Source organism: Mitsuokella jalaludinii DSM 13811, assembly GCF_000702905.1.
Classification (GTDB): Bacteria; Bacillota; Negativicutes; order Selenomonadales; family Selenomonadaceae; genus Mitsuokella; species Mitsuokella jalaludinii.
Genome location: NZ_JNKR01000001.1, coordinates 286465 through 300030 on the forward strand (window position 1 = coordinate 286465; position 13566 = coordinate 300030).

General features: G+C 60.3%; 10 protein-coding genes. 1 reads left to right on the forward strand and 9 read right to left on the reverse strand.

Annotated features, from left to right (window positions below; genetic code table 11):
• Positions 1-39: 39 nt before the first annotated feature.
• The 6 genes from T518_RS01340 to T518_RS01365 all read right to left on the reverse strand — a co-directional run bounded on the left by T518_RS01340 (position 40) and on the right by T518_RS01365 (position 6588).
• Entirely contained in the window at positions 40-1413 is a 1374-nt protein-coding gene (locus T518_RS01340) for an MATE family efflux transporter (RefSeq protein ID WP_051652129.1), read from the reverse strand.
• Positions 1410-2615, reverse strand: a complete 1206-nt coding sequence (locus tag T518_RS01345) for a YecA family protein (protein WP_248617131.1) — start codon at positions 2613-2615, stop codon at positions 1410-1412. Before T518_RS01345 ends, T518_RS01340 begins: the two co-directional genes overlap by 4 nt.
• Before the next feature lie 126 nt (positions 2616-2741).
• Positions 2742-4097 (reverse strand): N-acetylmuramoyl-L-alanine amidase, encoded by a 1356-nt coding sequence (locus T518_RS01350; RefSeq protein ID WP_036374011.1) that lies wholly within the window; start codon positions 4095-4097, stop codon positions 2742-2744.
• Between the two features lie 163 nt (positions 4098-4260).
• On the reverse strand, positions 4261-5046 hold the full coding sequence (locus tag T518_RS01355; protein ID WP_036374014.1) for an amino acid ABC transporter ATP-binding protein: 786 nt from the start codon (positions 5044-5046) through the stop codon (positions 4261-4263).
• On the reverse strand, positions 5027-5671 hold the full coding sequence (locus T518_RS01360; protein WP_036374016.1) for an amino acid ABC transporter permease: 645 nt from the start codon (positions 5669-5671) through the stop codon (positions 5027-5029). The genes T518_RS01355 and T518_RS01360 overlap by 20 nt, the downstream gene beginning before the upstream one ends.
• Before the next feature lie 110 nt (positions 5672-5781).
• The gene (locus T518_RS01365) at positions 5782-6588 is read right to left on the reverse strand and encodes an amino acid ABC transporter substrate-binding protein (RefSeq protein WP_036374020.1); all 807 of its coding nucleotides are present in this window, start codon (positions 6586-6588) and stop codon (positions 5782-5784) included.
• Between the two features lie 381 nt (positions 6589-6969).
• Here T518_RS01365 and T518_RS01370 point away from each other — a divergent pair, with 381 nt between their 5' ends.
• Positions 6970-10395 carry a pyruvate carboxylase gene (locus T518_RS01370; protein ID WP_036374023.1) on the forward strand — a complete coding sequence of 1142 codons (3426 nt, stop codon included), beginning with the start codon at positions 6970-6972 and terminating at the stop codon, positions 10393-10395.
• 100 nt (positions 10396-10495) lie between these two features.
• On the opposite strand, the gene T518_RS01375 is transcribed toward T518_RS01370, so the two are convergent.
• The 3 genes from T518_RS01375 to T518_RS01385 are packed head-to-tail and all read right to left on the reverse strand — an operon-like array spanning position 10496 to position 13565.
• A complete protein-coding gene (locus T518_RS01375; protein WP_036374026.1) occupies positions 10496-11713 on the reverse strand; it encodes an ABC transporter permease in 1218 nt (405 codons plus the stop codon).
• Positions 11703-12434, reverse strand: coding sequence for an ABC transporter ATP-binding protein (locus tag T518_RS01380; RefSeq protein WP_036374029.1), 732 nt, complete (start codon positions 12432-12434; stop codon positions 11703-11705). The genes T518_RS01375 and T518_RS01380 overlap by 11 nt, the downstream gene beginning before the upstream one ends.
• Positions 12435-12443: 9 nt before the next feature.
• Positions 12444-13565 carry an efflux RND transporter periplasmic adaptor subunit gene (locus T518_RS01385; protein WP_391510234.1) on the reverse strand — a complete coding sequence of 374 codons (1122 nt, stop codon included), beginning with the start codon at positions 13563-13565 and terminating at the stop codon, positions 12444-12446.
• Position 13566 lies beyond the last annotated feature (1 nt).

Consider the following 13566-nt stretch of genomic DNA (forward strand, 5'->3'; position numbering starts at 1 on the left):
ATGAAAATAGAAAAAACCGGCCAGAAATTGGCCGGTTTCTTATTGTTGCGCTTCGAGGCAGCGCCGCTGCACCATGCGCAGACGCACAGACAGGAAGATGGCGCCGAAGGCAATGCCGATGATCAGGCCGCACCAGTAACCATACGGGCCGAGCGCGGTGAAGTTGGCGATGGCCCAGCCGGCGGGCAGGCCGATGACCCAGTACGAGATGACCGCGAGCAAGAATGTCACGTGGACATCCTTGTAGCCGCGCAGCGCTCCCTGCAGAGGAGAATCGACACTGTCGGTCAGCTGCAGGAAGACGGCGAAGACGAGGAAGACGACCAAGAGCTCCTGCACCTCCGGGCTCGATGTGTAGAGCGCTGCAATCGTCTCGCGAAACTGGACGAGCAGGATGGCCAGACTGCCCTCGAACAAGAAGGTCAAAAGCCGTCCGAGGCGGATGTAGGCGGCCGCTTCCCCGCTGCGCCCTGCACCGATCTCAAAGCCCACGAGGATGGTCAGCGTCATGCTGGCCGAGAGCGGGATCATGTAGACGAGCGTCGTGAAGTTCATGGCAGCCTGATGGGCTGCGACGACCGTCGTGCCGTAAACCGTCATGAAGAGGCCGACAGCACTGAAGATGCTCATCTCACAGAACATCGTGCTGCCGATTGGGATGCCGAGTGCGAGCGCGCGCTTCCACTCCGCAAGGTCAGGCCGCGGCAGGCTGCGGAAGACATGGTAGCTGCGGAACGGCTCAATGGTCAGGACCACGAGCACATTGATCAGGAAGTTCAGCGAGAAAGCAATGGCCGAGCCGATGCCCGCACCGATGCCGCCGAAGGCGGGGATTCCCCAGGCACCGTAGATGAAGATATAGTTGGCCAGGACGTTTATGGGTACCGTCACAAGCGTGATGATCATCGTCAGGCGCGTGCAGCCATGTGCATCGATGAGGTTGCGCAGGACACCTGCGAGGAAGATCGGCACGATGCCGACGGCAATGGCAAGGAGATAACCCGCGGCGACCTGCCTGACCTTCGGCTCCAGTGCGAGAACGTCCAGGATGGCGGGCACAAAGAAGATGCCGAGCAACAGGAAAACACCCGCCAGGCCCAACGACCAGTAAAAGCCCTGGCGCACGACAAAGTCGATGCGCTCGCGCTTGCCCGCCCCGTGGAGCTGTGCGACAATGGGCGTCAGGACCGAGATGATGCCGAGAAATGAGCCGAAGAACGGCATGAAGAGATTCGAGCCGACTGCAACGCCCGCGAGGTCCTGCTCACTGACATGGCCCGACATGACCGTGTCGAAGAAGCCCGTTGCCGTCAGGGCGATCTGCGTGACGAAGATCGGCAGCAGGACCGAGAAGAAGCGCTTTGCCTTCGTCCGATAGGACGGATAGGCCCGGTTTGTCAGACTGTCCCTCATTGCTCATCCTTGCGCAGGCAGCAGTTCTTGTATTTCTTGCCGCTGCCGCACGGGCACGGGCCATTGCGGCCGACCTTGGCCTTGTGCACCTGATTGAACGGGATGACGCGCCCCTCGCCCGTCATGGCCATGAGTTCTTCCGGCGTGTGGCCCTTGAGCTGCCAGAGGCGCGTCGCATTGTTGAGTGCGGCCAGAGGCGCGAGGATGGCCTCTGCCTTGTCCTCGTCCTGCATGAGACGAAGGTCCTCCAGGTATTCGACAGCCTCCTGCATCGTGCCGCCGTTCTGGAGCAGGATGATGATCTCACCAGTGATGTCGGCCGCTTTCATGACATCGCAGCCGTGTTCCTGCATGAAGAACTGGATAAGAGCCCGGCAGGCAGGCGTGTCCGGCGTGTAGGAATCCGCACCGGCAGCCCATGCCTCTGCGCGCGTGAGTGCGGCAAAATCGAGATCCGAGCGGCGCAGCTGCTCATCCTCGAGCGCGTCCTCATCGATCAGCGTGTAGTACTTGACGCCCTGCGGCAGCGCCACGACCGTGTTCTTCCAGCAGGAAGCGTTGAGCATGATGCCGACAAAGTCCATGAAGGAGAGCGCCTGTGCCCGCTCCGCCTCGAGGTACGAGACGACGCGCTCGAAGAGCTGCTCGTAATTGAGATAGCCGCAGGCGTAGAGGATGCCGGCCGCAAAGCGCGCCACCTCCGTGTTCAGCAGCACTCTGTCATGGAAGCCCTGCGTGTCCATCTGCCCAAAGACCGCAAGCACCTCTTCCGGCATATACCAGACGAGCTTCTCGCCCGACTTGCCGCAGGAGAGGAAGCCGAGGCCGCGCAGGTAGTCGAGGCGGTCGTCTTCATCGCTGAGCGACTCGGACTGGCCGCCATTTGCAGCAAAGTCGCGGAAGAGATCGTACTCCTCCTCCAGGAGCGACATCATCCAGCGCTCGGCAAAAGACGTGATGGCCGGGCAAAGGCGCTCAGCGAGCTCCGCCTTCTTCAGCGAGCTCACCCCCGTCACATTGAGGTTGAAGCGAATGTCGTCGAGCTCCGCCTTCGTCATCGCCGTCAGCATGGCCGTCAGCGTCCTCTCTTCTGGGAGCTTGTGGCGGTACAGCTGCTTCCTGCGCGCCTCCGCGCCCTCTTGCATCATCTGCTCCAGGCTCTCCTCCGGCTCCACAGCCGTCTGTCTCATATCGTGTTCCAAAAAAGATCCTCCTCTGTTCTCTCGATTCTCTCTGTTTTCTCTGTTCTTTCAAGCCAAAAGGACAGGGATGCCTTGAATCCCTGTCCAAAATCGTTATCCGGCCGCTGCTTTGGCAGCTGCCAGTCATCAGCCAAAGTAGTCGGCAATGCCGTCGGCGATGCCCTGCGCGGCCTTCTGGATGCCCTCTTCGCTGTTGAGCAGCTGCTCTTCCTGCGGATTCGAGATGAAGGCCACCTCGACGAGCGTCGCCGGCATGTCTGTGTGCTTGACGACGTAGAAGTTACTGCTCTGCGTGCCGCGGCTCTGCGTGCCAATCTGGTCGATGACACCCTGGCGCACCTTGTCCGCGAGGTCGCGCGAGCGCTGAGAGCCAAGCGAGTAGTAATAGCCCGTCGTGCCCTTGGCCGCGCTGCTCGAGAACGAATCCATGTGGATGGAGACGAAGATGTCGGACTTCGTGTTGTTCGCGACATCACAGCGCGCCTGCAGTTCCTCGATATCCGAGGCATTCGCGCCCTTCGGCGAGACTTCCGTATCTGTCGTGCGCGTCATGTAGACCGTCGCCCCCTCTGCCACGAGCAGGCGCCTCAGCTCATTGGCGATGCGCAGCGTCACGCTCTTCTCCATGACACCCGTCGGGCCGATAGCGCCGGAATCATTGCCGCCATGGCCAGGATCGATCGTGATCTTGCGGCCCTTGAGCCCCGTCAGGGCGGCGATGTCGGCATCCGTGTCATCTGTGATGACTGGCTGCGCATTGCTTTGATTGCTGCTGCCTGTGTCCTTGCCCGCATCCGCCGTCGGGGTGCCCGTGCCAGCAGCATCCTTGGCCGGGCCGTCGATATCTTCGCCAGCCGAAGGCTTTGCGGCCGGCTTCGACTCAGGCTTTGTTGCCGGTTTTGCTGCCGGAGCACTTGTTGTGTTCGAGCTGCTCGGAGAGTCGGACGGCTTCACCGAAGGCTGCGTCACAGGAGATGTCGTTCCCTGCGTGCTGGGCGTCGGCTTCTTCTGCACATCCGGCACAGCGATCACAGCCTTCGAGCTGTCACTCAGGTTGCCGAAATCGAGCACGACGCGGCCCGGCACCGTGCCGCCCTTCAGTGGAAATATCTTGTAGTTGCTGCTGCCGACCTTATTCTCGACGACGAGGCGCACCGTGTTCTTGTTGAACTGGCCGATGCGGATATCGTTGACAAAGCGGCTGCTCACCGAAATCTCCCGCTTGACCTTTGCAGAGAGCCAAGCTCCCTGTATGTCGACGATGACGCGGTCGGGGTTCTTCAGCGTCATCGTCGTGTAGCGGACCGGCTTGCTCGCATCGACGACGATGCGTATCTTATCCGAGCCGCTGTTGACGCGTACCGCCGTAATCTCAGCCATACCGCTCACGCGCTCGCTGAAATCAGACGCAGCCGCCGAAACGCCTGCCATCGGCAGCACCATGACAGCGATGACAGACAACAAGAACAGTATGCGCTTCATAAGATTCCTCCCCATTCCATGCACGTGCCGCGGTCCATGCGAACCGAGCGCCATGCAGACATTCTACGTTTTATTATCGCCGCTAATCCTGAAAAAATCAAGAAAATGTCTGCAGCCCCACGCAAAAAAGGAGCGATTGCTCGCTCCCCATGGATTTTGCTGCTCAAAGCATGTTCTGCAGGAATGCCTTCGTGCGCTCCTCCTTCGGATGCGCAAAGAACGATTCCGGCTCGCCCTGCTCGACGATCGTGCCGTCGGCCATGAAGATGACCTGGCTGGCTGCCTCGCGGGCAAACGCCATCTCGTGCGTGACGACGACCATCGTCATGCGCTCCTCTGCGAGCTCCCGCATCGTCTTCAAGACCTCGCCCGTGAGCTCCGGATCGAGCGCCGAGGTCGGCTCGTCGAAGAGCATGATGTCGGGCTTCATGCAGAGGGCGCGCGCAATGGCCACGCGCTGCTGCTGGCCACCCGAGAGCTGCGACGGATAGTAATCCGCGCGGTCCGCGAGGCCGACCTTCTCCAGAAGTTCCTTGGCATACGGCAAAATCTCCGCCTTCTTCATGCCCTTGACCTGGATGGGCGCCTCGATGAGATTCTCGAGCACCGTCATGTGCGGGAAGAGGTTGAACTGCTGGAAGACCATGCCCGTGTGCGAGAGGATCTCCCGCGTCTTGGCGGCATCGGCGTACTCTGCCGCGCCGTGCTCATCCGTATCGGCCAGGAACTCGCCCTCGATCTCGATGGAGCCCGAGTCAATCGTCTCGAGCTTGTTGATGCAGCGCAGGAGCGTGCTCTTGCCCGAGCCGGACGGCCCGATGATCGCGAGGACCTCGCCGCAGCGGACCTCCACATCGATGCCCTTGAGCACAGCGAGGTCGCCGAACGACTTGTGGATATCGTGCATGCGCAGCATGACCTGCGCTTCATTACTTATCGTATTTGCCATAGTAGGCCTCCAATCTCTTGAACATCCAGGTCAGGACAAACGTCATCGCGAGATAGAAGATACCGGCGATGAGGAACGGCGTCATGTCAAATTCGCGCTGCACGATCGTGCGGGCAACGCGCAGCAAGTCGTTCATCGCGAGGATGTAGATGAGCGACGTATCCTTGACGAGGTTGATCGTCTCATTCGAGACAGGCGGCAGGACGATGCGGATGACCTGCGGCAGGATGATGCGACGCATCGTCTGCGTGTAGTTCATGCCGAGCGTCTTCGCGGCCTCGTACTGCCCCTTCGGCACCGACTGGATACCCGCGCGGAAGATCTCCGCGAAGTACGCCGCGTAGTTCAGCGTGAAAGCCAAGAGGGCCGCCGCGATGTCCGGCAGGCGGATGCCGATCATAGGCAGCGCAAAGTAGACGAAGAGCAGTTGCAGCATCAGCGGCGTGCCACGCATGAGCCAGATGTAGAACTCCATGAAGGCGCTGAGCGGCCGCAGCTTCGAGAGCCTCCCCAGTGCGGCCAGCATGCCGAGCGGCAATGCGATGACCAATGTGATGAAGAAGATCTCGAGCGTGATCTCGGAGCCCTCCAACATCTGTAATATCGTATTGAGCAGATTATCCATCGTTTAATTCTCCCTTGCGGATGTTCCTTTAGTCTGGCAAAGTATTAACATATTCTCCATTGTACAAAAAAAGGCTTGACGAATCAAGCCTTTTTAGAGAGAGAGCTGTATTATTTCGTGATGTCCTTGCCGAACCACTTCTCGGAAATCTTCGCGATCGTGCCGTCGGCCTTCATCTCGTTGAGGACCTTCTGGACATCGTCGCGCAGCGCCGTGTTGTCCTTGGCGAAGGCGATGCCGAACTCGCTGACCGGGCCGACTGCGACATCGACGGCATCGATGGTGTCCGGATGCTTGCTCATGTAGTAGCGGCCGACAATCTCATCGCCGACGACGGCATCCACACGGCCATTCTCGAGGTCCATGAAGGCCGTTACGAAATCCGAGTACTTCTTGACTTCCTTGACATCCTTCTTGAAGAATTCCGTCTTGTCCATGTACTCCTCAGCCGTCGAAGCGCTCTGCGTACCGACGACCTTGCCGGCCAGGCTCTTCTCATCTGTGATGTCCGTGCGGCCCTTCTTCACGAAGATGATCTGGCGGTTGTCCATGTACGGGTCGGAGAACAGCATGTTCTCTTTGCGCTTCTCGGTGATGTCGAGGCCATTCCAGAGGACGTTGACGCGGCCGCTCTTGAGCTCTGCTTCCTTGCTCGACCAGTCGATGGCCTTAAACTCGACCTCGCGGCCCAGGCGCTTCGACGCTTCCTTTGCAAGATCGACATCGAAGCCCGTGATCTCGTTGTTCTCGTCCTTGAAGCCCATCGGCGGGAAATTGTCGTCAAGGCCGACGATGATCTTACCCTTGTCGCCGGAGCCCGAACCGCTGTCCGCTGCCTTCTGGCCGCCGCAGCCCGTCACAAAAGCAGCCGTCATGACTGCCGCCATTCCCAATGCCAGTAACTTCTTCCACTTCATATGTCATCTCTCCTCATTCAGTTCTTTATCTTGCTAAAGTGTTAACATGATGTTATTATACGGAATCCCCCTCTGCTTGTCAAGCATTTCCTGATTTTTATCGTCAATAACAGCGATTTTGAATACATGATACGTTATATTTATCTTAAAATACATGAAAACTATTGCTTATTTTCTCAACTTGACGTATGATAGGGGCAAGCAAAGGAGCTGACCGGACTCGTTCCGGTTTTGCTTTTATTCACATTTGTGAAAAAAATAACGTTGATAGTCAAATGAGCGCTCAGTTGACGATAGGTTGTCAACTTTCCCGCTCGACAACAGGAAAACCACGCGCTTCATTTGCATGATATGACTTTATGACGTCTGAGGAGGATCTATATGAAGAACATTCGCAAGATCTTGGTGCCGAACCGCGGCGAGATTGCCATCCGCATTTTCCGCGCCTGCCACGAGATGGGCATCCGCACGGTCGCGGTCTACTCGAAAGAAGATGTCCTGTCGCTGCATCGCAGCCGCGCCGATGAAGCGTATCTCGTCGGCAAGGGCAAGAAGCCAGTCGATGCCTACCTCGACATCGAGGACATCATCCGTATCTGCAAGGAGCACGATGTCGATGCCATCCATCCGGGCTACGGCTTCCTCTCCGAGAACGCACAGCTGGCCAAGCGCTGCGAGGATGAGGGCATCATCTTCATCGGCCCGAAAGTTGAGCACCTGCAGATGTTCGGCGACAAGGTCAACGCGCGCATCCAGGCAGAGCGCGCCGACATCCCGATGATCCCGGGCACGAACGGTGCCGTCAAGGATTTCGCTGAGGTCAAGGCCTTCGCTGAGCGCGTCGGCCTGCCGGTCATGATCAAGGCCATCAACGGCGGCGGCGGGCGCGGCATGCGCCGCGTCGATCGCATGGAAGACCTCAAAGAGGCGTACGATGAGGCGCGCTCGGAGGCCAAGCGTGCCTTCGGCGATGAGGATGTCTACGTCGAGAAGTGCATCCTAAACCCGAAGCACATCGAAGTGCAGATCATGGGCGATGAACACGGCAATGTCATCCACCTCAATGAGCGCGACTGCTCCATCCAGCGCCGCCACCAGAAAGTCATCGAGATGGCACCGGCATGGTCGCTGCCGAAGAAGCTGCGCCAGAATATCTGCGCTGCTGCGCTGAAGATCATGAAGAATGTCCACTACGTCAACGCCGGCACGGTCGAATTCCTCGCCGACCAGGATGAGGAGCACTTCTACTTCATCGAAGTCAACCCGCGCGTCCAGGTCGAGCACACGGTCACCGAGGCCATCACGGACATCGACATCGTCAAGACGCAGATCCTCGTCGCCGAGGGCCATGCGCTCTCCGACCCAGAGATCGGCATCAAGAGCCAAGAAGACATCCCCTGCAACGGCGTGGCCATCCAGTGCCGCATCACGACGGAGGACCCGCAGAACAACTTCATGCCGGACACCGGCAAGATCAACGACTACCGCAGCGGCGGCGGCCCTGGCATCCGCCTCGATGCCGGCACGGCCTACACGGGCGCCGTCATCACGCCGTACTACGACTCCCTGCTCGTCAAGGTCACGGCGCATGCCAACAACGCCCCGGAGACAATCTACCGCATGCTGCGCTGCCTCGATGAATTCCGCATCGGCGGCGTCAAGACGAACATCTACTTCCTCAAGAACATGCTGCTCGACAAGAACTTCCAGGCTGGCAGCTGCAACGTCAACTACATCGACCACCATCCGGACCTGCTCAACGCCCCGCAGGTCATCGATGAGCCGGCAGCCGGCCTGCTCGCCTACATCGGCGAGGTCACGGTCAACGGCTTCCACGGCAACGGCTCAAACCCGAAGCCGCGCTTCGATACGCCGGTGAAGCTCAATGCCGCTGACGAAGCCTGCCCGTCCGGCACGCGCCAGCTCCTAGAGGAGCTCGGCCCCGAGAAGTTCTCCAAGTGGATCCAGGACCAGAAGCAGGTCCTGCTGATGGACACGACGTACCGCGATGCCCATCAGTCCCTGCTCGCCACGCGCATCCGCACGCGCGACATCATGCAGGCCATCCACTACACGGCCTGCAAGGTCCCGCAGATCTACGCCTTTGAGGACTGGGGCGGCGCGACGTTCGATGTCGCCTACCGTTTCCTCGACGAGGACCCGTGGGAGCGCCTGCGCAAGATGCGCGAGGCTGCGCCGAACATCCTGTTCCAGATGTTGACGCGCGGCGCCAACACCGTCGGCTACACGAACTATCCGCCTGAAGTCGTGCGCCAGTTCCTCGCCCTCGCGGCCAAGAACGGCGTCGATGTCTTCCGCATCTTCGACTGCCTGAACCAGCTCGACCACATGACGCTGTCGATTGACGAAGTCCGCAAGCAGGGCAAACTCGCGGAGACGGCCTTCTGCTACACGGGCGATATCCTTGACGACGGCCGCCAGAAGTACACGCTGAAGTACTACACGAATCTCGCCAAGGAGATGGAAAAGGCCGGTGCCAACATCATCGCCATCAAGGATATGGCCGGCCTCCTGAAGCCAGAAGCGGCCTACACCCTGATCTCGGCCCTCAAGGATGCCGTCGACCTGCCGATTCACCTGCACAGCCACGAGGGTGGCGGCTGCACGCTCTACACCTACGCCAAGGCGGCAGAGGCCGGCGTCGACATCGTCGATGTCGCCACGAGCGCCCTCTCCAACGGCACGAGCCAGCCGTCCATGACGGCCTTCATCCAGGCGCTCTCCAACAACCCGCGCCAACCACAGATGGACATCGAGGAACTCGAGACGATTGACCGCTACTGGCAGGTCGTCCGCGCCTACTACGCGGGTGTCGACGGCAAGATGACGAGCCCGAACACGACGGTCTTCCAGCACGAGATGCCTGGCGGCCAGTACACGAACCTGCGCCAGCAGGCGAAGGGCGTCGGCCTCGGCGACAGATGGCCGGAAGTCTGCCGCATGTACGCCAAGGTCAACGAGATGTTCGGCGATGTCATCAAGGTCACGCCGTCCTCGAAAGTCGTCGGCGACATGACGCTCTTCATGGTCCAGAACAACCTGACCGAGAAAGATATCTACGAACGCGGCGAGACGATGGACTTCCCGAAATCCGTCGTCGACTTCTTCGACGGCAAGCTCGGCGTCCCCTACGGCGGCTTCCCCGAGAAGCTCCAGAAGATCATCCTCAGGGGCGAGCAGCCACACCTCGAGACGCCGCCCGCCCCGATCGACCAGGAGAAGGTCACGCAGGACATGAAGGCCCTGCGCATGCCGGAGACGGAAGAGGCGCGCTCGAGCTACTGCATCTACCCGAAGGTCTACAAGGACTACATCCAGCGCTACCATCAGTACGGCGACCTTTCCATCCTCGACACGCCGACGTACTTCTTCGGCATGAAGCCGGGCGAGGAGAGCTGGCTGCGCATCGGCGGCAAGATGGTCCTCATCCGCATGAACTACATCACGCCGCCGTCGGATGATGGCTTCCGCGAGATCCAGTTCGAGGTCAACGGCATGCCGCGCGAGATCCGCATGCGCGATAAGGCCGCTTCGGAAGGCGCGGCGATCATCCGCCAGGCCGACCCGACTGTCCCGGGCGAAGTAGCCGCTACGCTCTCTGGCTCTGTCCTGCGCCTCATCGCAGCCAAGGGCGATGTCGTCAAGAAAGGCGACCCGCTGATGGTCACGGAGGCCATGAAGATGGAGACGACGATCACCGCGCCGATTGCCGGCATCGTCAAGGAGGTCTGTGTCGCGGCAGGCAGCCGCATCACCTCCGGCGACCTCCTCGCTGTCATCGAATAAGGCAAATCGCTCTTTCATACAGGCATATCAAAAGCCCCGCACAGAAACGTGCGGGGCTTTTCGCGCACCCATTTATTCTTATATTCGTAGCAAAGATGCATCACTCGTAGCGCAGTGCCTCGATCGGGTCGAGACGCGCGGCTTTGCGCGCGGGGTAGATACCGAAAAAGAGGCCGATGCCGACGGCAAACGAGAATGACAGCAGGATCGGCGCCAGCGTGATTGTCGTCTGGACTGCCCCCGTGCTCGCGATGGCGTACGAGGCAGCGCAGCCCACGACGATGCCGATGAGGCCGCCGACGATGCCGAGCACCATCGACTCGATCATGAACTGCATCATGATGTTCTGGAACGTCGCGCCGAGCGCCTTGCGGATGCCGATCTCGCGCGTGCGCTCTGTCACCGACACCATCATGATGTTCATGATACCGATGCCGCCGACGAGCAGCGAGATGCTGGCGATGGCGCCCAAGAGAACCGTCATCATGCCCGTCGACTGATTGACCGACTCGATGATGCTGGCCGTGCTCTGCACATGGAAGTCGTCTTCCTTGTCGCCCGTCAGGCGATGGCGCTGGCGCAGGAGTGTCGTGATCTCTTCCTGCACCTGGTCGATCTTCTGCGTGTCCGCCGCCTGCAGGCTGATGGACTGCACGTAGGTGATGCCCATCATGCGCTCCTGGGCCGTCGTCAGCGGGATGTAGATGACATCGTCCTGGTCCTGGCCGAAGCCGGAACTTCCCTTCGATGCCAGGATGCCGATGACCTTGAACGGCTGGTTCTTGATGCGAATGTTCTTGCCGACCGGGTTCTCCGTGCCGAACAGGTTCTCCGCGACCGTCGCGCCGATGACAGCCACGCGCGTGCGCTTCGTCATGTCGTCCTTGCTGATGAACGAGCCGTTGCTGACAGTCAGCGAGCGGATCTGCATGAGTTCCGGCGTCACGCCCGTGACGGACGTATTCCAGTTCTGGTTGCCGTTGACGACCTGGTACGAGGAGCTGACTGTCGGCGACACGTAGCGGACATCCTTGATCTTCGACGCAATGGCCTTGGCGTCATCGTACTTGAGCGTCTGCATCGAGCCGGCCGCACCGCGCGGGCCGCCGCGGTTCGAGGAGCCCGGCATGATCGTGATGGTGTTGGCGCCGAGGCTCTCGAAGTTCGCGGTGATGCCCGTGCGCACGCCCATGCCAACGGAGACGAGCGCGATGACGGCGGCGACGCCGATGATGACGCCGAGCATCGTCAGGAGCGAGCGCATCTTGTTCGCAAGGAGCGCATGGATGGCCATGACAAAGCATTCCTTAAACAACATCCATGACCACTCCCTTCCCTTCATCGCGCGTGATCTGGCCGTCGCGCACGAGCAGCTGGCGGCTCGCGCAGGCGGCAATCTCCGGCTCGTGCGTGACGAGGATGATCGTGCGCCCCTTCTCGTGCATCGACTCGAAGATCTCCATGATCTCCTTCGTCGACTTCGTGTCGAGGTTGCCCGTCGGCTCGTCGGCCATGATGATGTGCGGGTCGTTGACGAGCGCCCGCGCGATGGCGACGCGCTGGCGCTGGCCGCCCGAGAGCTCATTTGGCAGGTGGTCGGCGCGGTCCTTGAGGCCGACGGCCTCGAGGAAGTGCATGGCGCGCTCCGTGCGCTCTCTGTGGCCGACGCCTGCGTAGATGAGCGGCAGGGCGACGTTCTCGAGCGCCGAGATGCGCGAGAGCAGGTTGAAGTTCTGGAAGACGAACCCGATTTTCTTGTTGCGCGTCCTCGCGAGGGCATCGTCATCGAGGCCGGCGACCTCCTCCCCGTCAAGCTTGTAGGAGCCCTCCGTCGGGCGGTCGAGGCAGCCGAGGATGTTCATGAGCGTCGACTTGCCCGAGCCGGACGGCCCCATCAGAGCGGCGAACTCGCCCTGGTAGATATTCGTCGTGATGCCGTTGAGCGCGGCGAGCTCCTCGCCGCCGATGTGATAGATTTTCTTGATGCCGTTGAGCTGTATTGTCGCATACCGCTCTTCTGTCTTTTTCTCTCCTGTCATCGAACCACCTCAGAACATGGGGCCGCCGCGCCTGCTGCCGGAAGAAGAGCTCGAGCTCTTCTTCTTCGCAGTGTACGTGCTGACGATGTCCTCGCCCTCCTCGAGCCCCGAGAGGATCTCGACGTACTCATCGCTGTAGATGCCCGTCGTCACATAGCGGTTCTCCTGTGAGCCGTCCGCGTTGCGCACGACGACGTACGAGCCGTTGGCATCCGTCTTGAGGACTGAGATCGGCACGGCCAGCGCATCCGGCGTGTCGGCCGTGTTGATCTCCACGCGGGCCGTCATGGCCGGCAGCAGCAGATCTTCGGGGTCATCGACATCGAGCGTGACGTAGTAGTAGATGACGCTTGCCGAAGAAGAAGAGGACGAGCTCGAACTCGAGCTGCTCGTATCCCAGGAATTGCTCGTGTCCGTCTGCGAGATCTTCGTGACGCGAGCTGTGAACGTCTTGTCGGTGTACGTGTCGACGGTGAACGTAGCCTGCTGTCCGACTTTGACATTGCCGATATCCGTCTCATCGACCTTCGCCTTGATCTGCTTGCGCGAAAGGTCGGCGATGCGCATGATGACCGTCGGGTTGTCCGACGTCGCGACAGCCATCGTGCCGACTGTCTTGGGCTCGCCGACGACGGTGCCGTCAATCGGCGCGATGATGCTCGTCTCCGATGCGTCCGACTCCGCCTGTGCGAGGGCCGAGACAGCCGTGTCGTAATTCATCTGCGCGTCCTCGAGCTGCTTCTGCGTGTCGGCGCCAATACTGTAGAGATAGCTGATGCGATCGTACTCAGCCTGCGTATTCGTGACTTTATACTGGGCCTGGTCGCGCTTGGCCTCATAATCCTTGGCGTCGAGCGTCGCGACGGTCTGGCCGGCCGTGACCTTGTCGTTCTCCTTGACGAGCACGCTCTTGAGGCGCGCCGTGATCTTGGAGCTGACCTCGACCGAGTCGACCGGCTGGATTGTGCCTGTCGCCGAGACGGTCGACTTCATGTCCATGCGGACGGCCTTCGTCGTCTCAACCGCTGCCGTCTGCTTCGCCGCCTGCTGTCCCTCGTAGTAGTGGTAGCCGCCGAAGGCGCAGCCCGCGAGGACGAGCGCTGCGATGGCGAGCTTGACTTTCCCGTTTATC